Origin of the sequence: Streptomyces sp. S4.7, from assembly GCF_010384365.1 — a bacterium.
Classification (GTDB): domain Bacteria; phylum Actinomycetota; class Actinomycetes; order Streptomycetales; family Streptomycetaceae; genus Streptomyces.
Genome location: NZ_CP048397.1, coordinates 773,573 through 793,944, shown reverse-complemented (window position 1 = coordinate 793,944; position 20,372 = coordinate 773,573). Strand labels below are relative to the sequence as shown.

The 20,372-nt window shown below is 67.4% G+C and carries 19 protein-coding genes and 2 pseudogenes; 17 read left to right on the top strand and 4 right to left on the bottom strand.

Annotated features, from left to right (window positions below; genetic code table 11):
* The first annotated feature begins 4 nt into the window (after nucleotides 1–4).
* The 9 genes from SSPS47_RS03495 (at nucleotide 5) to SSPS47_RS03455 (ending at nucleotide 9,838) form a co-directional block, all read left to right on the top strand.
* Nucleotides 5–1,027: an alcohol dehydrogenase catalytic domain-containing protein gene (locus SSPS47_RS03495; protein WP_164248652.1), complete on the top strand. Its 1,023-nt coding sequence runs from the start codon at nucleotides 5–7 to the stop codon at nucleotides 1,025–1,027.
* The gene (locus SSPS47_RS03490; protein WP_275405188.1) at nucleotides 1,027–1,779 is read left to right on the top strand and encodes an SDR family oxidoreductase; all 753 of its coding nucleotides are present in this window, start codon (nucleotides 1,027–1,029) and stop codon (nucleotides 1,777–1,779) included. The genes SSPS47_RS03495 and SSPS47_RS03490 overlap by 1 nt, the downstream gene beginning before the upstream one ends.
* A gap of 210 nt (nucleotides 1,780–1,989) precedes the next feature.
* Nucleotides 1,990–3,123, top strand: coding sequence for a galactonate dehydratase (gene dgoD / locus SSPS47_RS03485; RefSeq protein WP_164248649.1), 1,134 nt, complete (start codon nucleotides 1,990–1,992; stop codon nucleotides 3,121–3,123).
* A gap of 127 nt (nucleotides 3,124–3,250) precedes the next feature.
* Nucleotides 3,251–4,252 (top strand): sugar kinase, encoded by a 1,002-nt coding sequence (locus SSPS47_RS03480; protein WP_275405135.1) that lies wholly within the window; start codon nucleotides 3,251–3,253, stop codon nucleotides 4,250–4,252.
* Between the two features lie 38 nt (nucleotides 4,253–4,290).
* Nucleotides 4,291–4,938, top strand: coding sequence for a bifunctional 4-hydroxy-2-oxoglutarate aldolase/2-dehydro-3-deoxy-phosphogluconate aldolase (locus SSPS47_RS03475; protein WP_103546188.1), 648 nt, complete (start codon nucleotides 4,291–4,293; stop codon nucleotides 4,936–4,938).
* A 273-nt stretch (nucleotides 4,939–5,211) separates the two neighbouring features.
* Nucleotides 5,212–5,991 (top strand): NAD(P)-dependent oxidoreductase, encoded by a 780-nt coding sequence (locus tag SSPS47_RS03470; RefSeq protein WP_103546187.1) that lies wholly within the window; start codon nucleotides 5,212–5,214, stop codon nucleotides 5,989–5,991.
* Between the two features lie 1,001 nt (nucleotides 5,992–6,992).
* The gene (locus SSPS47_RS03465; RefSeq protein WP_164248644.1) at nucleotides 6,993–7,922 is read left to right on the top strand and encodes a family 16 glycosylhydrolase; all 930 of its coding nucleotides are present in this window, start codon (nucleotides 6,993–6,995) and stop codon (nucleotides 7,920–7,922) included.
* A 108-nt stretch (nucleotides 7,923–8,030) separates the two neighbouring features.
* Nucleotides 8,031–8,966 (top strand): transposase family protein, encoded by a 936-nt coding sequence (locus SSPS47_RS03460; protein ID WP_203557751.1) that lies wholly within the window; start codon nucleotides 8,031–8,033, stop codon nucleotides 8,964–8,966.
* 101 nt (nucleotides 8,967–9,067) lie between these two features.
* Nucleotides 9,068–9,838, top strand: coding sequence for a transposase (locus SSPS47_RS03455; RefSeq protein WP_164248642.1), 771 nt, complete (start codon nucleotides 9,068–9,070; stop codon nucleotides 9,836–9,838).
* A gap of 111 nt (nucleotides 9,839–9,949) precedes the next feature.
* On the opposite strand, the gene SSPS47_RS03450 is transcribed toward SSPS47_RS03455, so the two are convergent.
* Nucleotides 9,950–10,885, bottom strand: a complete 936-nt coding sequence (locus SSPS47_RS03450) for a transposase family protein (RefSeq protein WP_203557751.1) — start codon at nucleotides 10,883–10,885, stop codon at nucleotides 9,950–9,952.
* A 261-nt stretch (nucleotides 10,886–11,146) separates the two neighbouring features.
* Nucleotides 11,147–11,371 (bottom strand): annotated as a pseudogene (locus SSPS47_RS03445) (IS1380 family transposase); the annotation flags it as partial.
* A 163-nt stretch (nucleotides 11,372–11,534) separates the two neighbouring features.
* On the opposite strand from SSPS47_RS03445, the gene SSPS47_RS03440 reads away from it, so the two are divergent.
* The 3 genes from SSPS47_RS03440 to SSPS47_RS03430 all read left to right on the top strand — a co-directional run bounded on the left by SSPS47_RS03440 (nucleotide 11,535) and on the right by SSPS47_RS03430 (nucleotide 13,523).
* Nucleotides 11,535–11,966: a hypothetical protein gene (locus tag SSPS47_RS03440; RefSeq protein ID WP_239064756.1), complete on the top strand. Its 432-nt coding sequence runs from the start codon at nucleotides 11,535–11,537 to the stop codon at nucleotides 11,964–11,966.
* 739 nt (nucleotides 11,967–12,705) lie between these two features.
* Nucleotides 12,706–13,170, top strand: coding sequence for a prevent-host-death protein (locus SSPS47_RS03435; RefSeq protein ID WP_164248640.1), 465 nt, complete (start codon nucleotides 12,706–12,708; stop codon nucleotides 13,168–13,170).
* A gap of 2 nt (nucleotides 13,171–13,172) precedes the next feature.
* On the top strand, nucleotides 13,173–13,523 hold the full coding sequence (locus SSPS47_RS03430) for a hypothetical protein (RefSeq protein ID WP_164248638.1): 351 nt from the start codon (nucleotides 13,173–13,175) through the stop codon (nucleotides 13,521–13,523).
* A gap of 421 nt (nucleotides 13,524–13,944) precedes the next feature.
* Here SSPS47_RS03430 and SSPS47_RS03425 read toward each other — a convergent pair.
* Nucleotides 13,945–14,898, bottom strand: a pseudogene (locus SSPS47_RS03425) (IS1380 family transposase); the annotation flags it as partial.
* Nucleotides 14,899–15,287: 389 nt separating this feature from the next.
* Here SSPS47_RS03425 and SSPS47_RS03420 point away from each other — a divergent pair.
* The 5 genes from SSPS47_RS03420 to SSPS47_RS03400 all read left to right on the top strand — a co-directional run bounded on the left by SSPS47_RS03420 (nucleotide 15,288) and on the right by SSPS47_RS03400 (nucleotide 19,167).
* Nucleotides 15,288–15,719, top strand: a complete 432-nt coding sequence (locus SSPS47_RS03420; protein WP_164248636.1) for a hypothetical protein — start codon at nucleotides 15,288–15,290, stop codon at nucleotides 15,717–15,719.
* Nucleotides 15,720–15,909: 190 nt separating this feature from the next.
* The gene (locus tag SSPS47_RS03415; RefSeq protein ID WP_164248634.1) at nucleotides 15,910–17,562 is read left to right on the top strand and encodes a hypothetical protein; all 1,653 of its coding nucleotides are present in this window, start codon (nucleotides 15,910–15,912) and stop codon (nucleotides 17,560–17,562) included.
* Nucleotides 17,563–17,565: 3 nt separating this feature from the next.
* Nucleotides 17,566–18,333: a hypothetical protein gene (locus tag SSPS47_RS03410; RefSeq protein ID WP_164248632.1), complete on the top strand. Its 768-nt coding sequence runs from the start codon at nucleotides 17,566–17,568 to the stop codon at nucleotides 18,331–18,333.
* Between the two features lie 46 nt (nucleotides 18,334–18,379).
* Nucleotides 18,380–18,592 (top strand): hypothetical protein, encoded by a 213-nt coding sequence (locus SSPS47_RS03405; RefSeq protein WP_164248630.1) that lies wholly within the window; start codon nucleotides 18,380–18,382, stop codon nucleotides 18,590–18,592.
* Between the two features lie 317 nt (nucleotides 18,593–18,909).
* A complete protein-coding gene (locus SSPS47_RS03400) occupies nucleotides 18,910–19,167 on the top strand; it encodes a hypothetical protein (RefSeq protein WP_164248628.1) in 258 nt (85 codons plus the stop codon).
* Between the two features lie 188 nt (nucleotides 19,168–19,355).
* Here the strand turns inward: SSPS47_RS03400 and SSPS47_RS03395 are convergent, their stop codons facing one another.
* Nucleotides 19,356–20,228, bottom strand: coding sequence for an undecaprenyl-diphosphate phosphatase (locus SSPS47_RS03395; RefSeq protein WP_164248626.1), 873 nt, complete (start codon nucleotides 20,226–20,228; stop codon nucleotides 19,356–19,358).
* Nucleotides 20,229–20,372: the final 144 nt, after the last annotated feature.

Below are 20,372 nucleotides of genomic sequence, written 5' to 3'. Positions count from 1 at the left end.
CGGCATGAGCGCCGTGGTGTGGGCCGGCGTCAACGATGTCCGCGTGGAGGAGGTGTCGCTGCCCGAGGTGCCGCCGGGATGGGCGCTGGTCCGGGTCGCCTGCACCGGGATATGTGGCACGGACCTGGGGATCGTGCGCGGCAAGCACCCGCGGGCACGACGGGGGCTGATCCTCGGTCACGAGATCTCGGGCTGGGTCGAGGTCACGGCGCCGGGCGGGCCTCCGGAAGGGACGCTGGTGGTCGCCGAACCGCTGATCTCCTGCGGAGAATGCCGTGCGTGCCGGGAAGGCCACAGCCATGTGTGCGCCCGGCTGGGTCTGTTCGGTATCGACGCGCCAGGAGGCGCCGCGCAGTTCGTGGCGCTGCCGCCGTCGGTGCTGCATCAGGTTCCGGCGGGCGTCGAACCCACGCAGGCGGCGTTGACCGAGCCGTTGGCGGTCGCCGTGCACGCGGTCCGCCGCTCGGGGATGGAAGCCGGGGATGTGGTGGCTGTCTTCGGCGCGGGACCGATGGGCATACTTACCGCACTGGTGGCCCGGCACGAGGGGGCATCGCACGTAGTGGTCGCCGAGCCGAATGCCCGCCGTCGTGCGGTGGTGAGCGACATGGGGCTGATCGCGGTCCCTGACGGTGCACAGCTGCGGGATACGGTCGCGGAGCTCTCGCAGGGCGACGGAGCCGACACGACGTTCGACAGCGCGGCTCACCCCGCTGTGGCCGCCGAACTCGCCGATGTCACCCGTGTCCTCGGCCGCGTAGTCATCGTCGGTGTGTACAAGGAACCAGCCGCGGTCGACCTTCAGGCCGTGTGCTTCAAAGAGCAGTCCGTGGTCGGCGTGCGGGTCTACACGCGCGAAGACGTCCGCACCGCGATCGACCTGATAGCGCACAACGCGCTGGGGCTGGACAGGATTCCAGTGTCCGTCTACGGGTTCGACCGGATTTCCGACGCCTTCGACGCAGCGGCCACAGGCTCGGACGGACTGAAAGTTCTCCTCAGCACACACAGGGAGGCAGTCTCATGATCTCCCCATTCGACCTCACGGGCCGTACCGCCGTCGTCACGGGCGGAGGACGCGGCCTCGGACTGGGTATCAGCCGCGCGTTGTTGACCGCGGGCGCCGATGTGGTCGTGCTCAGCCGGAGCGCCCTGGACGACCGGCTGAGGCGGACAGCCGCAGATCTCGGACGCTCGGTGAGTCACGTCGGCGTCGATCTCAGGGACCGCGAAGGCGTCGCGGCCGCGGGGGCCGAAGTGCTCGCCGGTCACCAGGTCGACATCCTGGTCAACAACGCCGGAGCGCAGGTCCGGCATCCTGCCGAGGACTTCCCGCTCGATGCCTGGGACGCGGTGATCGACGTCAACCTGCGCTCGGTGGTCCAGCTGTGCCAGATCTTCGGGCGGCCCATGATCCAGCGCGGTGAGGGTAAGATCATCAACCTCGCATCACTGCTCAGCTTTCAGGGCGGATTCACCGTGGCCGCGTACGCGGCGAGCAAGGGTGCCGTCGCGCAGCTCACCAAGGCTCTGTGCAATGAATGGGCGGGCCGGGGAGTCAACGTCAACGCGATAGCGCCCGGATACATGGCCACAGAGATGAACACGGCACTGCTTGCGGACCCCGTCCGGCTGGAGCAGCTCTCGGTCCGCATCCCGGCCGGCCGATGGGGAGGCCCGGACGATGTGGGCGACGTGGCGGTCTTCCTGGCTTCCCGCGCGGCGGCATACGTCCATGGCCAGGTCCTCGCTGTCGACGGGGGTTGGCTTGCCCGGTAGGCGCTGGGCGCCGGAGTTCGGTGACGTGAGTCGAGGCGCCGTCCACGCGGGCCGGGGAGCGCGGCACCACCGCCACGTCCGGAAGGTCGCGTGGGACGGGGACACCGAGCGGCAGATGCAGGTACGCGGGCTACCCGCCGGGCGCACCGCTCAGGAATCTACAGCTTGTCGTCAAAGGGCGAGGAATATCGCCCCAAGAGGAGATTCGCGGTGAGAATAGTGAAGGTCCGCACCTTCCACGTTCGCCCCAGATGGTTGTTCGTGGCGGTGGAGACCGACAAGGGTGTCATCGGATGGGGTGAGGCCGTTGTGGAAGGGCAGGCGAGGGTCGTCGAGCGCATGATCGGCGACCTCGCGGAATACCTCGCAGGGCGTGACCCCAGACGGATCGAACACCACTGGCAGGGAATGTACCGTGGGGCCTTCTACCGCGGCGGAGCCGTCCTGTGCAGTGCGATCAGTGGAATCGACCAGGCGCTGTGGGACATCACCGCCAGGGACCTGGGAGTCCCCGTCCACGCATTGCTGGGCGGCGCTGTCCGTGATTCGGTGCGCATGTACGGGCACGCGCGGGGTGTCACGGACGAGGAGTTCGCCCACGTCGCGCGGCGCTCACGGTCCGCGGGAATGACGGCGATCAAGTTCGGGTTGGACGGACCGGTAAGGGCGCTCGACTCGGTGGCGTACGTCGACCGCCAGGTTGCCCGGGTCGCTGCGGTTCGCGAGGCTGTGGGTCCCGCCTTCGACATCGCGCTCGACTTCCACGGCCGCACGTCACCTGCCATGGCCCGACGCCTGGCAGAACGCCTGAGTCCGCTGGGCCCCCTTTTCATCGAGGAACCGTGTCTCCCGGAGAACGTCGACGCCCTGGCGGAGATCGCCAGGGCGACGAACGTGCCGATCGCGGCCGGCGAACGGATCTTCACCAAGTGGGGCTTCCGGGAACTCCTCGAACGCCGGGCCGTGTCCGTCGTCCAGCCCGACCTCTGCCATGCCGGCGGGATCAGCGAAGTCCGTCGGATCGCCGCCATGGCCGAGGCCCACTACGTCGCGCTCGCCCCGCACAACCCCCTGGGGCCCGTCTCGCTGGCCGCCTGCCTTCAAGTGGCTGCCAGCACACCCAATTTCCTGATCCAGGAGTATCTGGCACTGGACGACGGGGCCGATCTCGGCGCCGGGATCCTGGCGGTGCCGTTCTCGGTCGAGAACGGACACATAGCCGTACCCACCGGGCCGGGCCTGGGCATCGAAGTCGACGAAGCACAGCTCATGGACCGTGTCTACGCCGGCGACTGGACCACACCCCGCTTCACCCACCAGGACGGATCGCACGGTGACTGGTGACGCGGGCCGACAGCGAAGCACTCGACACCTCGAAGAGGCGGGACAGAATGGGGACCAGGAAATCCGGGCACCGGCCGGACGAGGGAGCCGTCGGAACGTCCGTGACCATGCACGAGGCGGAAGTCCGATGACCCGGCCTGTCGTGGAAGGAGGGCCTGCCGTCGTCTGTCTGGGCGAGACGATGGCGCAGATCGTGCCGATCGACGGCCTTCGTCTATACGAGGCGTCCGCCTGTGCCTTCGGGGTGGCGGGCGCGGAGTCGAACGTCGCGGTCTCCCTCTCGAGGCTGGGCACAGCGGCGTTCTGGGCCGGATTCGTCGGAGACGATCCGATGGGTCTCCGTGTCCTTGGCGAACTCCGTCGGCACGGCGTGGTGACGAAGCTCGCGCGTACGATGCCGGGACGCAGAACGGGTGTCTACTTCAAGGACCCCGCGCCCGAAGGGTCCGACATCTACTATTACCGGTCCGGCTCGGCCGCCACGCTCATGGACGGAGACTACGCGGAACGGATCGCTGCGGTGCGTCCGCGCTGGATCCACCTGACCGGTGTGACGCCGGCCTTGTCGGAGAACTGTCGTGAAGCGGTCATCTCGCTGATTGAGCTCGCGGGTGACACGGGAGCGAGTGTCAGTTTCGACGTCAACTACCGCCCGTCCCTCTGGCCCGCCCGCGACGCTGCGGCACAGCCGCTCATGGCCATCGCCGATCGTTGCGATGTGGTTTTCGTCGGCCTCGACGAGGCGCAGACCCTGTGGGCTTCTCGCACCGCGGGAGCGGTTCGGGACCACCTCCCGAGTCCGGACGTCGTCGTGGTGAAGGACGGTGGCAGTGAGGCCGTCGCCTTCCGCGGAGGCCGTCGGACCGCGGTGCCCGCGCTGCCGGTCGACGTGGTCGAACCCGTCGGTGCAGGCGACGCGTTCGCCGCAGGATGGATTCACGGAGCCCTCGTGGGTCTTGACGATGCCGGTTGCCTGCGACTCGGGCACCTGCTGGCCGGTGCCGCGATGACATCGCTCTCGGACGTCGCCGACCTGCCTACCGCCCCGGCAGCGCTGGTAGCACGGGCGAAGCACGGCAACGAATGGCCCGGACACGCTTCCCCTGCCGAGGCGAGCCCACACCCCTGAATACCAAGCACCCCACGGACACCGTCGTCGGAGGAGTCATGCCGCGTTACGAGACTGCCAGCCGCATCGCCCGAGATGGGGTCGTCGCTGTGGTCCGCTCACAGAGCCCTGATCTCGCCCGTGAGCAGGCATTGGCCCTGTTGAAAGCCGGTCAGCGCGTCGTGGAGGTGTCGATGACCACTCCCGGGGCCCTTGATGTCGTCGCGGACCTGAGCCACGGCTGGCCGGCGCACGAAGCTCTGATCGGTGTCGGAACCGTCCTGGACGAAGCCACCGTGCGCATGAGCGAGCTCGCCGGCGCACGATTCGTCGTATCTCCCACGGTGAACCGCACCGTCCTCCGAGCCGCACATCGCTACGGCATGGCGACCCTGGCGGGCGCACTGAGCCCCACCGAGGCCGTCACGGCGATTGAGGAAGGCGCCGACTTCGTCAAGTTGTTCCCCGCGAGCGTCTACGGTGCGGACGTCGTGAGGCATCTGCTTGCTCCCTTCCCACAGCTCGCTCTGGTTCCCACCGGTGGTGTGCCCCTCGAGCTGGCGCCCGACTACATCCGCGCCGGTGCGGTGGCTGTGGGAATCGGCAGCGAACTGACTTCAGGAGACCCTCGCTCGATCGAGGGCAGGGTGCGGCAGTTGCGCACTGCGGTGGCCCGAGAGAAGGCCGAGCGCACGGCGAGAGCATGACCACCCTGTCTGACAGGGCGGAAGGCACTTCCACGCGGCGCGGCGTGGCGTGGGCGCGCGCTGGTGGTTGTGCCTTCGGCTGGATGACGGTTGCGGCTGGGCCGAGCAGCAGCCAACGCGCCGGGCGAGCCGTGAGGGCGATCGAGAAGAGAGGAGAAGACGGTCTGTGTGTCCGACTGGAACCTTTCGTCTTTCTGCCTGAGCCTCGGTCCCGGGAGAGCCTGGAGACTTCGGGTCTCCGTCGACGCTTGCTGATGCAATGAGGAGCATTCGATGCGACGTACTGAGTCCCGGCGGCTGGTGGTAACAGGGGGCTCCGGCCGGGTCGCGAGAGTAGTTGTACCTCCGCTGGCCAAGAACTGGCGTATTCATGTCATTGACAGGTCTGCGGGAGACCCTTCATTCTCACCTGAGCGAATCACGATCAGCGACATGCGCGACCCGGGACCTCTGCGACGGGCGATGCGGGGCGCCGACGCGGTGCTCCATCTCGCCGCAAACGCCAGTCCGTGGTCGCCGTGGCCCGTCGCGATCGACAACCTGACACTGGCACAGAACACGCTCGACGCCGCCGCTGAGGAGAGTGTGCCCACCGTGGTGCTGGCCAGCTCGGTGCACGCCGCCGGCGGAGCCTACCGAGAAGGGCACGTTCCCGTTGCAACCGATCGGCCTGCGCGCCCGTGCTGCCACTACGGCACCGGCAAGGCGGCGATGGAGGTGGCTGCCGCACTCTATCACGATGCTACGGGCGCTGGGGCTTCTTGCCTGCGGCTAGGGCTCACCGGCTGGCCCCTGACACATCGCGAACTGGCAGACGGCTGGCTGGGTGACGCGGATGCGGCCGCGTTGGTGCGACAAGCCCTGTCCGCCTCCGGGTCGGGTGTCTACCACGGAGTCTCGATCCACGGTGCACGGGCCTGGGACGTCGAAAACGCAACGCGCGACCTCGGATGGGCGCCGCAACAGGAGTTGCCTGTGCCCCTTGGCTCCCTGCCTGCTCTGGAGGCGTGGCCGTGCCGCATGTTCAGCGGTCCCCGGCGGGCGACGACGTGACAGAGCATGTGAACCGCTCGCGGGCCAGTCGTGACCATGGAATCCCGACGGCGGCCCAACCTTGCCCTCTGACGGCACTGGTGCCGGCGGGGATCAGCAACCGCCAGGCGTACTCGTCGTCACCTCCCCCGATGCCGAGCGACCAGGCGAGTTCGCCGGCGGCAGGCAGCTCCGCCTCTCCGGACCCGGTGGATCCGGTCGAAGGCTCCTGTCTGCCGGCATTCCGACTCGTCTGTCCACGTCCGCAGGAGGCCACGACACGCTCTGGCCGGGCAGTCGTCGTGGTGGGTGTCGGCGCTGGGGGAGAGGTGGTCGTGTGAAGCCTTCCCGTGATCGTGGACACCTGGAGACTGAGATGTGAGAGCCCAGAGGAAGCAGTGCCAGGTGGGAAGCAAGTACACGAAGCGGTACTTGGAGGAGTACAAGCGGGACGCAATCGAGCTCGTGCGGTCGTCGGGCCGGACGGTGACCGAGGCCGCCCGGGAGCTCGGGATCAGCCGGAGTGAACCGTTCCAGGTTCGGTACGGGTTCGGTAGAGACTTCAGTCGGACTCCAGAGACGAGGGGACGATGCGTCGGGGCTTCGGCGGGGCATCCTCACCTGCCACGGCGGGCCCTGGGGATGCCATGCACAGGAAGGCCGGCTTGATGAATCGTGACCGGCGCGACGGGGCGAGTGACCGAGGTCGCCGCTGGATCACAGTCGGGCACGGCACGAAATCCTGGGAACTACTGCAGCCGTACCGATTGTCACCCTGCGACACTCCGCTGTAGCATTCGGGAAACCGGTTCACCTCATTGAATGATCAAGCGAGCGAAAGCCCAGAAACTTACCTCCTGGAGCCTAGCTCCTCCTGCGCCGTGGAATGATCGTGCCACGTGGGCGTTCCGGAACTTTTTGCACGCACGCGAGCTCTCGAATTTTGGCGCCCAGGGGCTGCGGAAGTCATCGCCAAATATAAGATTCTTCAGCCAGGCGGGAATCGAAGAAGGAGAACGATCGTGGTCAACCGACGTGATCTCATCAAGTGGAGTGCCGTCGCACTCGGAGCGGGTGCGGGGCTCGCGGGTCCCGCACCCGCCGCTCATGCCGCAGACCTCGAATGGGAACAGTACCCCGTGCCGGCCGCCCCTGGCGGAAACAGGTCCTGGCAGCTTCTCCCCAGCCATTCGGACGACTTCAACTACACCGGCAAGCCTCAAACCTTCAGGGGCAGATGGCTGGACCAGCACAAGGATGACTGGTCGGGCCCGGCCAACAGCCTCTACAGTGCGCGCCATTCCTGGGTGGCTGACGGAAATCTCATCGTCGAGGGCCGCAGGGCGCCGGACGGGAGGGTCTACTGCGGCTACGTGACCTCCCGCACCCCAGTCGAGTACCCTCTCTACACCGAAGTACTCATGCGTGTGAGCGGGCTGAAGCTCTCATCGAATTTCTGGCTCCTGAGCAGAGACGACGTCAACGAGATTGACGTGATCGAATGCTACGGCAACGAGTCATTGCACGGAAAGCACATGAACACCGCCTACCACATATTCCAGCGGAACCCCTTCACTGAACTGGCGAGAAGCCAGAAGGGGTATTTCGCAGATGGGAGCTACGGGTACAATGGTGAGACTGGGCAGGTGTTTGGGGACGGCGCCGGGCAACCTCTTCTTCGGAATGGATTCCACCGCTACGGCGTGCACTGGATAAGCGCCACCGAATTCGATTTCTACTTCAACGGCAGGTTGGTGCGCCGGCTGAACCGGTCGAACGACCTCAGGGACCCCCGGAGCCGGTTCTTCGACCAGCCAATGCATCTGATCCTCAACACCGAGAGTCATCAGTGGCGCGTCGACCGAGGTATCGAACCCACGGACGCGGAACTCGCAGACCCCAGCATCAACAACATCTACTACCGCTGGGTCAGGACGTATCAGGCCGTGTAGGTCAGCACCTCACGGAACGGAAGATTTCAAGTCCAGTGAGAGAGCGCTAACGAGCTCGTGCATGGTTGGCGGTGAGACGCCGAGTCCTTGATCGTTGATCATGGTTGCGTGGTGGGGAACTCGGCTCGTGCACTGGTCATCAGCAACCGGCGGATCACGGGCCTGACGGCCGATGTGATCGCTGAACTCGTCGCCGAAGTGGGTCCGTTGTGGCACGAGCGCCACCAGGCCAGGCTTGCCTCCCGGCCGCGCAAGCGGGCCATGGGCGCCGGCGCGAAGCACCGGCTGGTGTTTGTCGACCGGCTGCTGGCCACTCTCGTCCATCTCCGTCACGGGACTACCCACGACGTGCTGGCCTGCTGGTTTGGCGTGGACCGCTCCACCATCACCCGGGCCATCAACGAGGTGCGGCCCCTGCTCGCCGAGCGAGGGTGCACCATCAGCCCCGACGTACGGCTGCGGACTCTGGCCGAAGTCGTCGACCATCTCGGCGCGACAGGGAAGACCGGCATCATCGACGGCACCGAGATCCGGGTCCGGCGGCCGGCCCAAGGACGCAAGGACCGGGACAAGTTCATCTCCGGCAAGAACAAGCAGAACGCCGTCAAATCCATGGTGGTCACGGACGGCGAAGGACGCATGCTGTGGTGCAGCCCGACCAAGCCCGGGAGTTGCGCGGACATCACCCACGCACGCCAGTTGGGGCTGGTGGAGCTCCTGGCCGGTGGGCCTGCGGTCGAGATCCTCGCCGATGCCGGCTACCAGGGGCTCGGCGCACAGACCGGCGGACGCGTGGTGACGCCACCGCACCGCAAGTTCAAGAAGAACGCCCCGGACTGGTACGAGGATATGTACGAGCGCCAGCGCAAGGCGCACTCCTCACGCCGTATCCGGGTCGAGCACGGCATCGCACATCTCAAGAACTGGCGGGCACTCGCACGCCACCTCGGCCGCCGCGAGCACATGAGCGACACGGTCCAGGCCATCGCCGGCCTGCTGTCTCATCAGCAGGGCGCAGACCTGACATCGGCACGGCAGATGTGACCCCCGGGCCCCACCGAAGTCCTCGACGTCTCACCGCCAACCATGCACGAGCTCGTAAGGGCTGTCCCGTAACTGCCGGTCACGAGTGAGATGATCTTGCCGTGTCTGGTGTGATCACGGCGTCGGAGCCGTCCTGGATAGCCCCGTTCACTGGGCTGAGCCCGCGTCGGTTCGGCAAGATGATCACAGCGTTGCGGCGCGAAGGCACCGATCCGGTCCGCAAGGGCCGGCCGTGGAGCCTGCCTCTGGAGGACCGAGTCCTGCTGGTCGCCGCGTACTGGCGGACCAACCTGACCCTGCGCCAACTGGCGCCGTTGTTCGGGGTGTCCAAGTCCGCGGCCGACCGGATCGTCAATCACCTCGGCCCGGCACTGACACTGCAGCCACGTAAACGGTTCCGCCGTGACGCCGTGCTGATCGTTGACGGCACCCTCGTCCCCACCCGCGACCACACGGTCGCAGAGCAGTCGAAGAACTATCGGTACTCGACCAACCACCAGGTCGTCATCGACGCCGATACCCGGCTGGTCGTAGCGGTTGGACGGCCGTTGCCGGGCAACCGCAACGACTGCAAGGCATGGGAGTTGTCCGGCGCGAAGGACGCCGTCGGCCGCGCCACGGTGATCGCGGACGGCGGCTACAGGGGCACCGGCCTGATAATCCCGCACCGCCGCGAACCCGGCCAGACCGAACTCCCCGCCTGGAAAGAGGAACACAACACCTCCCACCGCAAGGTCCGTGCCCGCGTCGAACACACCTTCGCCCGGATGAAGACCTGGAAGATCCTTCGCGACTGCCGACTCAAAGGCGACGGCGTCCACCACGCCATGCTCGGCATCGCCCGCCTGCACAACCTCACCCTCGCCGGCTGACGAAGAAGCAGGCAGGTCAACAAACACGTCGTAGATCATTTACGGGACAACGCTTACGAGCTCGTGCATGGTTGGCGGTGAGACGTCGAGGACTTCGGTGGGGCCCGGGGGTCACATCTGCCGTGCCGATGTCAGGTCTGCGCCCTGCTGATGAGACAGCAGGCCGGCGATGGCCTGGACCGTGTCGCTCATGTGCTCGCGGCGGCCGAGGTGGCGTGCGAGTGCCCGCCAGTTCTTGAGATGTGCGATGCCGTGCTCGACCCGGATACGGCGTGAGGAGTGCGCCTTGCGCTGGCGCTCGTACATATCCTCGTACCAGTCCGGGGCGTTCTTCTTGAACTTGCGGTGCGGTGGCGTCACCACGCGTCCGCCGGTCTGTGCGCCGAGCCCCTGGTAGCCGGCATCGGCGAGGATCTCGACCGCAGGCCCACCGGCCAGGAGCTCCACCAGCCCCAACTGGCGTGCGTGGGTGATGTCCGCGCAACTCCCGGGCTTGGTCGGGCTGCACCACAGCATGCGTCCTTCGCCGTCCGTGACCACCATGGATTTGACGGCGTTCTGCTTGTTCTTGCCGGAGATGAACTTGTCCCGGTCCTTGCGTCCTTGGGCCGGCCGCCGGACCCGGATCTCGGTGCCGTCGATGATGCCGGTCTTCCCTGTCGCGCCGAGATGGTCGACGACTTCGGCCAGAGTCCGCAGCCGTACGTCGGGGCTGATGGTGCACCCTCGCTCGGCGAGCAGGGGCCGCACCTCGTTGATGGCCCGGGTGATGGTGGAGCGGTCCACGCCAAACCAGCAGGCCAGCACGTCGTGGGTAGTCCCGTGACGGAGATGGACGAGAGTGGCCAGCAGCCGGTCGACAAACACCAGCCGGTGCTTCGCGCCGGCGCCCATGGCCCGCTTGCGCGGCCGGGAGGCAAGCCTGGCCTGGTGGCGCTCGTGCCACAACGGACCCACTTCGGCGACGAGTTCAGCGATCACATCGGCCGTCAGGCCCGTGATCCGCCGGTTGCTGATGACCAGTGCACGAGCCGAGTTCCCCACCACGCAACCATGATCAACGATCAAGGACTCGGCGTCTCACCGCCAACCATGCACGAGCTCGTTAGCCTCGATCTTGCGTGACGGTCCGCCGACGGAGTCGGTGGACCGTTTTCGTGTTCTGGGCTGAGGTCGGGCAGGGCGAGGGCCCGAGTGTCGTCTCGGGGTGGCGCCGGGTTCCACTGCTCCGGGTGGGGAAGGGCTGTTGTAGGGACGGGTGGATCCGCTGGTCAGCCGGGGTTCGGCAGGAGTGCGAGTCGTTCGAGCGGCAATCGGCCGGCCGACGGTGTTGATCGCGAAACAGGTCAGCCGCATGCCGTCCGCGTCCGTGAGCCTCAACTGGGCCCCGGGATGAGGTCTTTCCTTGCGGACGATCAGCCGCATGCCCTTGGGCCAGCCGTCCAGGACGTCGCCGGTGAGCTCGGCGACCCGGGCCTCGTCCCGGACCTCGCCGTCCGCCTCGACGGCCGGCGTCCAGGCCGAGGCCGGAACCTTCGATGCTGACGTTCCGTGACGCTGGGTGGAGCCTCAGTCGGGCGGCGTGTCGTGGGCTGTAGGGGCTCCAGTGCCCGAGGAATGGCTTCAGGCCGTCGGCTCGTGGTTCGGGGATGTCGGCAGCCGGGGCGGCGTGCTCAGGGGGTCGAGGTGCTCCACGGTGGCTGACGTCCGGCTGATCCATGCTTCGGCTTCGGTCCTGGCCTGGCCCGGCAGCATGGCCTCCACTCGCGTGTACGCGGCGCTGCACTTCTCGTGCGAGAGCGGGGAGGTGGCCGGGGAGGACTACGGCCAGGCCGAGCTGCTGGTGCTGGAGGCGATTCGGCGGTCCGCGGAGTCCGCTGGGCTTCCTGATGGGCTCGCGCCCTGCGCCTCCCGGCCCGACGCGGTGCCCGGGTCCCGGCTCACGCGGGGGCTGGCTGAGTGGGTGCGGAGCTGTCCGCGTCCGCTGGTGCTGTTCTTCGACGAGATCGACGCGCTGCGGGGGAAGAGCCTGCGCAGTGTGCTGCGCCAGTTGCGCGATGGCTTCACTGTCAGCCGAGGGGTCAGACCCACCAGCAGCGTCACCACGTCACATCCTCACTGTCAGTGATCTCCTTGCCAAGGTGTACATCCCCGACGGCGACGGCCGTGATGCTGGATCGCGGCGTCGCTGGGCGGGGCAATTCGCGGCATGCATTCCGACGGCCGGCAGGGGAGTGAGGCAGCTCCGTGGGCTCCGGCAGCGCCGGCCCGTCGTCCGGTCCCCCCGGGGACCCAAGCGCCCTCGGGCCAGGGCATCGGCATCCGTGCGCTGTGCGGCTGCGGTCTCATGATCCTTTTGGTGCGGGTGTTGACGCCTTCGGTGCGGCCGTTGTGGTAGGCAAGGTGAGGCCGGCGTTCACGGCGGGCTCGACGACGTCTCGCGGTGGAGTACCCCGATCTGATGGCGAAGAGCGCGGATCTCGGCGTCCTTGCCATGGCCGCTCATCGGCAAGGCGCAGCAGGGCGAACACGTTCGTCACACCCAGATAGGCCAGTCGCAGCAGCACGACCGGCCATCATGCCGGGGCGACCACCAGGTGCCCAGAGCACCCGCCCAGACGCCCCCGCTCGACACCACCCGTACACCAGCCCCCACCAGGACGGATGAGTTTTTCGGCAGGCGCAAGGTAAGCAGCTCTGTAAGTGCGCGCCCCATCTCGACGATCGACCGGCTGTGAGTTCGGGTCTGACTCAGCCGTCAAGGAAGGCTGAGATCTGGCATCGGACCGCATCCGGAGGTCGAGTCTGGCGCACGCACTCTGCGGCCTCCCCTAGACTTCCGAATACGTTCCGAATACTATGGATCCATGACCATAGCAGCAGACCTCCCCGTGGCGACTCGGCGCTCCTCGGACCTGAGTAAGCACTCCGCCGAGGTCTTCGCCGAGGCCGAGGACCACCCCGTGACGGTGACCCGGCGCGACGGCGAGGCTCTGGTCCTGATGTCGCAGCGCGAGGCCGAGGGTCGTGCCCGCTTGCTGAACTTTGCCGCGCAGCTCATCACCGTCACCCTCGACGACCGCGGCTCGCTCGCCGAGCGGATGTCCAAGGCCTTCCCTTGGATGCTCGCGCTGTCGCCGGCCGACCGGGAGTCCTGCGCGCAGGACCTCGTCGATGCGGCGCGCGCGTCGTTCGCCACCGACCAGCCGCACCTCGCGATCGCAGAGCTGACCTCCTGGAAGGAGACGGCCACGGCCGTCGCGGCCGGGCTCAGCAGCGGCAGCGCCGGTCTGGAGTGGTTCGACGACGATCAGACCGTGGAGCGTCCGTAGCCGTGGCGGCCGCCAGGAAGGGCGAGCTGGTTCCTCGCCCTCCGAAGAAGATCGAGTACGAGATCCGTTTCGCCACAGCCGAAGCGCAGAAGGGATGGCGCGACCTCGTTGCGACGATCCGCAACCCCATGACGGAGACCTGGGACTTCCTCACGCGGACGCCACTGTCCACGACGCCGACGAACTATCGGCTCAAGGGTGAGCTCGGCGTCATCGAGCGTGGCGGCGCGACCCATGAGCGGTGGCAGCACAAACCGACTGCGAAGGGCACCGCGCGCATCTGGTTCTACGTCCACGAGCGCACGGTCTTCCTGGAGCAGGTGCACACGAGCCACCCGAACGAGACGAAGTAGGCGCGCTTCGCAGCGTCGCACATCGTCGGTGAGCGCGCATCCGATGGGGATGATCGCTGTGTGGCTGCCGCGACCGGGGACTTTGAGCGCGAAGTGCCATCCGAGGAGGAGCAGGCATGGCAGGCGCTCGAGAACCTGGCTCAAACACAAGCGGAGGCGGCTTCCGAGGCAGACTCCTTCTTCTCCACGGCCCCGTTTCACGCAACGGTCATCATCGAGGAGCCAGAAGCCCATCTCCACCCTCAGCTGCAGCACTCGTTAGCCTCGATCTTGCGTGACGGGCCGCCGACGGAGTCGGTGGCCCGTCTTCGTGCCGTGGATCGAGGTGGGGCAGGTTGAGGGCCCGAGTGTCGTCTCGGGTGGACGCCGGGTTCCACTGCTCCGGCCGGAGGGGTCTCTCGTAGGGACGGGGGCGGGCTGGTCAGCCGGGGTTCGGCAGGAGTGCGAGGCGTTCGAGGGCTGCGGTGATGTGGCTGGTCCAGGGCCAGTGCCGGGCCAGGCGGAGGATTCGCCGGCGGCCGGTGGTGACGAGCTGTCGGGCCGCGGTGAACAGGCGGAGCCGTAGTCGGCGGGGCTCCCAGAGCCTGGCCTTACCGGTCAGGGCGAGCATCGGCATCCAGGCCAGCAGGTCGAGGGCGATCTGCACGATCTCCAGCCAGATGCGGTTCTGGGCCGTGCGGTGCAGGGGCAGGTTGCGCAGGCCGGTGGCCCGGGCGGCGCGGATGCGGTCCTCGGCCCTCGCCCGCAGCCGGTGACGGAGCTCGAGCTCGGCGATCGGCTGGCCCAAGGTGTTGGTGGCGAAGCGGGTCAGCCGCATGCCGTCCGCATCCGTGAGCCGTAACTGGGCCCCGGGGTGCGGCCGTTCCTTCCTGACGATCAGCCGTATGCCCTTGGGCCAGCCGTCCAGAACGTCGCCGGTGAGTTCAGCGACCCAGGCGCCGTCGCGGATCTCGCCGTCCGCTTCGACGGCCGCCGTCCATGCCGATGCCGGAACCTTCAGCACATGCTGGTGGATCGCCTCGGTGATCACCATGCCGACCGAGTAGGACAGCCACCGTCCCCGCTGAGCGAGCCAGGCGACGAAGTCGTGGGTGCCGCCCGCGCAGTCGGTGCGGATCAGGGTCCGGTGCCCGCGCCGGTACTTCTTCGGTGGCTGGGCCAAAACCAGTTGAGCGGCGGTGATGTGGTCGGTGGCCGTGTTCGCTCCCGCGTTGCCTGGCCTGAGCAGGGCCGCGACCGGTTCACCCGTGCCGCCCGGTCCGTGGTCGACGAACCCCATCAGCGGGTGGTGGCCGTGGGTTCGCTTCCACGTCGGTGCGGCGTCCTCCTTGTCCGAGTGTGCGATCACCAGCACCCCGTCGAGGTCGATCGCGATCACCGCGCTCCGGCCCGAGCAACGAAACCCATGGCCCGCACGCCCCCGCTCGCCGCTCATGCATCACCCGCTTAACCGACACTCGGGGCCCACATCTGCCTACTACGCCCATTTCAGGACAATTACTTAAAGCAATCCATTGGCCAAATAGTCTCGCGAACTATCCGCCAGCAGACCGTTTTGTCGGAGTTTTCGTCGCCTCGCCTCACACACGCCTCACCACGCCCACAAGGACTGCCCGGTTCCGACCAGTTGAGAATTACGCGTTCAGATATGTGGCAAATGCTTTCGATTGCCGACCCTTGCACAGGCGTCCACTCTGATGTGTCGAATATGCCGCCGACCCCTGCGCGTCTCGTCGAGCAGGGGATACGACCCAGGGGGACGCGTTGGACATCATGCAGGTCGCGGGCGTGGGGGCCGGAGCTCTGGTCACCGAGATGGCCAAGAGCACGTGGGATTCCATGCGGGCCGCTGTGGCCCGTCTCTTCCGGCGTGGCGGGGAGGAGAGCGCCGCGCAGGATCTGCAGCTGATTGACGTCGCGCGGCAGCGGCTTGTCGAGAGCCCGGAGAGCGAACGCGGGTCGGTGGAGGACCGGCTGCGGACCGAGCTGATGATCCAGCTGGCGGCGTTCCTGCAGAAGCATCCGGACGCGGCGCAGGAGTTGCAAGCCCTGGCTGACCAGGCCAAGGAAGCCAGCGACGGTGACGGGGCACGGACGAGCGTGCACCACAACACCGAAAGCATGGTCGTCGTCTCCGGCGGTGATATCAACGCCTCGGGTGGCTTCCACTACCGCGCTCCGGAGCAGAGCTTGTGAGCGAGGAAACCGCTCCTGGGGCCGTACCGCCTCCGCCCGCCGTCCCGCCGACGCCCGGCCAACAGGTGCAGATCCGCGGCAACCAGAACTCGAAGATCATCGTGGCTGCGGGCTCCGTCACGATGACGAGCAGACCACCGCTGCCGGTCACCGACATCCCGCAGAGCGAACTCCGCGCCGTACGCCGGGCGTGGGTGGAGCTGAGCGTGCGCGACGAAAGGGTGCGGACGGCATCGACGCGATCGAGCGGCTTACCGGGGGCGGGCCACGGCTGGCCGTCGTCGCCGGCCCTCCCGGATACGGCAAACGCGCTGCCGGCATCAAGGCGTTGTGGGAGGTCTCGCAGGCGGAGGAGCGCTCCAGGGGCAAGGCGCAGAAGCTCCAATCGATCGCGCCGGACTGGGAAAAGCCCGGCCTACCGGACATCGGCGAGCTGCCCGATGAGCCGGGACGGTGCTATCTGCTGGACGTGGCCTCGGAGATCAGCTCCTGGCGCAAGCCCGGTCTTGTCGCCCAGCAACTGGTGAGTCACGCCGAGGAATTGAAGTTCTCGGGCTCCTTCCTTGTCGTGATCGCCGACGAACACGGGTGGCCCGAGGGCGTGTCGGGAGCCGTTGCCGGCGTCGTCGCCCGCGCCACGGCCCGGCCTTCCCCGCACCGCGTGGCCAGGTCTCACCTGGAGTACGTTCACCACGTGCCGGACAGGATCCGCTGGCTCACCACTCCGACGGAAGAAGGCTCGGCCGGTGAGGCCGGGCATCTGCTGACCGACAGCAGCCGTCCCGACGACGCCGCCCGTCTGGCCGCCCAGCTTGCCTCCGCGGAGGACTCTACGGAGGGCCTCAAAAACGCCCTGAGCGCCTTCCGGGAGTGGCGCACGGCCGTGCAGAACGTTTTCACGGAGACCGAGGACAAGCCCGAGGACCGCGCCCTGCTCATCTCTTCCCTGTTCCTCAACGGCAAGGACGCGCTCACCATCCAGAACAGCGCCCGAGCGCTGCTGGGCGATGATCCGGAAACGGACGTCCGTACCATCCTGACCGGGCCCGATCTGACCACCCGGCTAACGAAGATGGGCGCCGAGGTCAACGAACGTACGGTCTACAGCGCTGAGCACCGCGAGTTGATCGCCCGTGTCCTGACGGTCGCCGCCGAGGCGGACACGCTGGGCGTCCAGGTGCGTGCCCTGCTGCTGGACTCGGCTCAGGACGAATCGGAGGCCGTTGCGACAGTCGTCGCGCTGGTCTGCCGGGGCGAGTTCGCCGAGCACTACCCGCGTCAGGCCCTCGTGCGCCTGCGGCACATCCTCGACCGGCCTGAGACGGACGAGGCCGTACGGACAGCGCAGGAGTCGCTGCGGGACATCGCCGCACGCGACGGCCAGCTGCCGCGGGTGTGGAGCACCGTCATCAAATGGGCCACTGAGAATATGCACCTGGCGGGACACCGGGCCTTCTTGTCGCTGCTGGATCCGCGGGTGGACCCGTACGTTCTGCAAGTCATGCTGGCGGCGGCCGAACAGAAGGAAGACATCAAGGAAGCGCTCCTGGACGGTTGGAACGCGGCCTTGGCCGACACCCGGGTCGAAGCCGAATGCCGGCAACTGCTGACCGCCTGGGCCGAGGCGCGGAAGACAGCGGACATGCCGACCGAGCTCCTGACGGACCTCCTCAACCAGATCATGCTGGGCCACCTGGTCGCCTCCCCCGTCGCGGCGCTCATCTTCGGCGAACCCGGAGTCGCCGACGGCGAGGCGGTCATCGACCTGCGCAAGGACCTCCGACTGCCCCCGATGCTGTCCTTCCTGATCACCGCGCACGAGCGCGCCTCTGCGGAGTCCTGACCGATGGCCTCCACCCATTGGTCGCGCCGCCGCGCGCGCAAAGCGGTGCAGCGCGGTCTGACCCGCTTCGAGGTCCGCCTACGTAGCGCCTGTCCCGGGATCGGCTTCACCGCCCGGATCACGGCCACCGTGCTCACCGAGCCTCCCTACCCCAGCCCCGTCGAGGAGATCGCAGGCGCCGTGCGCACCTCGCTCAGGGACGCTGCGAGCAAGGTTTCGAAGACGTGCGACCCGGCCGACCTCGCCTCGGCGCGGGACCTCTGCGGCCAGCGCCTTGCCCGAGTACGTCAGCTGCCCACCGACCCTCCTGTCGAGTTCACGGCGGAGCTCACACTCGATCTACTGCCGGACGACCGGGCCGCCGTGGCCGCGCTGCTTGCCGCTCAGCGCCGGCAGGCCGTGACCGACATCCTGCGGCAGCAGAAGACCGACGCACTTGCCGCTGAACTGGCCGCTCCTGCCGCGCTGTTGGTGCGATGGCTCGAGCGGGACAACGCCGACTGGTCCCAACTCGCGCGCTTCGCGGACGAGGCAAACACACTCGCGGAGGCCTTCGCCCGGCATCGCCCCGAGGACGAGCGGAGCGTCGAGCACGAGGCCGTCGAACTATTGCGCGAGTTCCTCGCCGGCTTCCCTGACCACACTCAAAAACGCATGCTGTACACGCTTCTTGCCGCCGGCATGGACAGCGCCCACCGGCCACTCCACGCCGCGAAGGCACAAGCCCCGGTCAACGGGCACGCCCCGGCGGAGCGAGGGGCCGAGTCGTGAGCCGAGTGGCAGGATTCCGTCTCGTCCCCCTGGGGGTGGTGGTCCGGTGAGCACGTCAGTGTGGCGATGGCTGCTCTCGCCCTGGACGAGCTGGCGGGCGTGGCAGCTGGCACGGGCCAGCCAGGGCAATCTCTCCTTCGACGCAGCATGGCGGCGCATCCGGCTCGAACGGCACCCGGACGACATGCCCTATCAGCAGCATGGACATGTCGCGGCACACAACGAGATCGAGGACCCCCGCTCCAAGCAGCAGCGGTAATCCGAACCATCCCTTGGCGGCATCGGCGCAGGGCCCGGCCGAAAACCTCGGCGCCGAGGCAGGGACGGAAGCCATGGCCGAGCTGGACGAGCGACTGCTGCCGCCAGTGGTTTCCGCTTCCCAGCCTGGAGGCCTTGGTCCAACCCACTCAGCCCGCCGAGCCCGTTGCGCAGCACAGCCCAGCCGACATCACGTCAGCGGCTTCTAATACGGCACCGACCGCCGAGGTGGCCATACGCCCGGCAGTTGCTCCGGCGGCAGGCGGTACGGCGTTTCCGGTCAGGACCGATGCACCCAGACCTCACCAGGAACAGGACGTGCAATCGCATGAGAGGCACAGCGAGGGCACGCCGTACGCCCACGGTCCCGGCCGTCCCAAGAACATCTCCGAGGCCGCCATCGTCCTCAACCAGTGCATCATCCCGCGCGAGGGTCTCGACTCGTCGGTCCCCGCCGCGCTGAAGCTGAAGAAGCGGATCAAACGCTTAGCCCTGGACAATGAACTCGACCACCTGCCCATCGGCGACATCGTTTCCGTCGCGCTGGATGAGTGGCTCACCACCCGCGGCTTCTGAACCCGAGCGCAGTGCACGAGGGGCGGCCGACCAGCGCCGCGGTGCGGCCGCCCCTGCCGACTATTGCAACACCCTTCAGAGGGAGTGCGTCCCGCCTCCCAGGTGGGAGACAAGTGGGAGATGATCATGGCGTGGTGCGCAGTCAGGTGCTAGGAAATGCTAGATAGCGCTATCTGTGCGGCCCTGGTTCAGCCGCCGGATTCGGCCGCATGAGGACTCAGCACACCCGCGCTGACCAGCACAATGATGACGATGCCGAGTGCGATGCGGTACCAGACGAACGGCATGAAGCTCTTGGTCGAGATGAACTTCATGAACCATGCGATCACGGCGTATCCCACGACAAAGGCGATGATCGTCGCGAAGATCGTCGGGCCCCACGAGACATGTCCCTCGCCCGCGTTCCTCAACTCGAAGGCCCCCGAGGCCAGTACGGCGGGAACGGCCAGCAGGAACGAGTAACGCGCCGCCGCCTCACGGGTGTAGCCCATCAGCAGGCCGCCGCTGATCGTGGCACCCGAGCGCGAGACACCCGGGATCAGCGCCAGGGCCTGGCAGAAGCCGAAGACCAGACCGTCCCTGACGCCCAGTTCCTGAAGCGACTTGCGCTCCCTGACGGCGCGGTGCTTGCCGCCGGCCTCGTCGCGCGCGGCCAGCCGGTCCGCGATGCCGAGGATGATGCCCATCGCGATCAGCGTCGTCGCGATCAGCCGCAGATCACGGAACGGCCCCTCGATGTGGTCCTTGAACGCGAGCCCGAGCACACCGATGGGGATCGAGCCGACGATCACCAGCCAGCCCATCTTGGCGTCGTGGTCGGAGCGCATCGCCTTGTCCGTCAGCGAGCGGAACCACGCCGAGACGATGCGGGCGATGTCCTTGCGGAAGTAGATGAGAACCGCGGCCTCCGTACCGATCTGGGTGATCGCGGTGAACGCCGCGCCCGGATCGTGCCAGCCCGCGAAGGCGGCGGTCAGCCGCAGATGCGCGCTGGAGGAGATGGGCAGGAACTCGGTCAGTCCCTGGACGAGTCCGAGGATGAGTGATTCGAACCAAGACATTGGGTGCTAAGCCATCCAAGAAAAATCGTGCACCGACCCGTGCGAACGCGGGCCGGTGGCGGAATGTGTGCCGACGGGCGGGGTGCGGAGTCGTTCATATGGAGCGGGGTGTGGATGTGCTCACGCGGACTCATCACTGCTCGC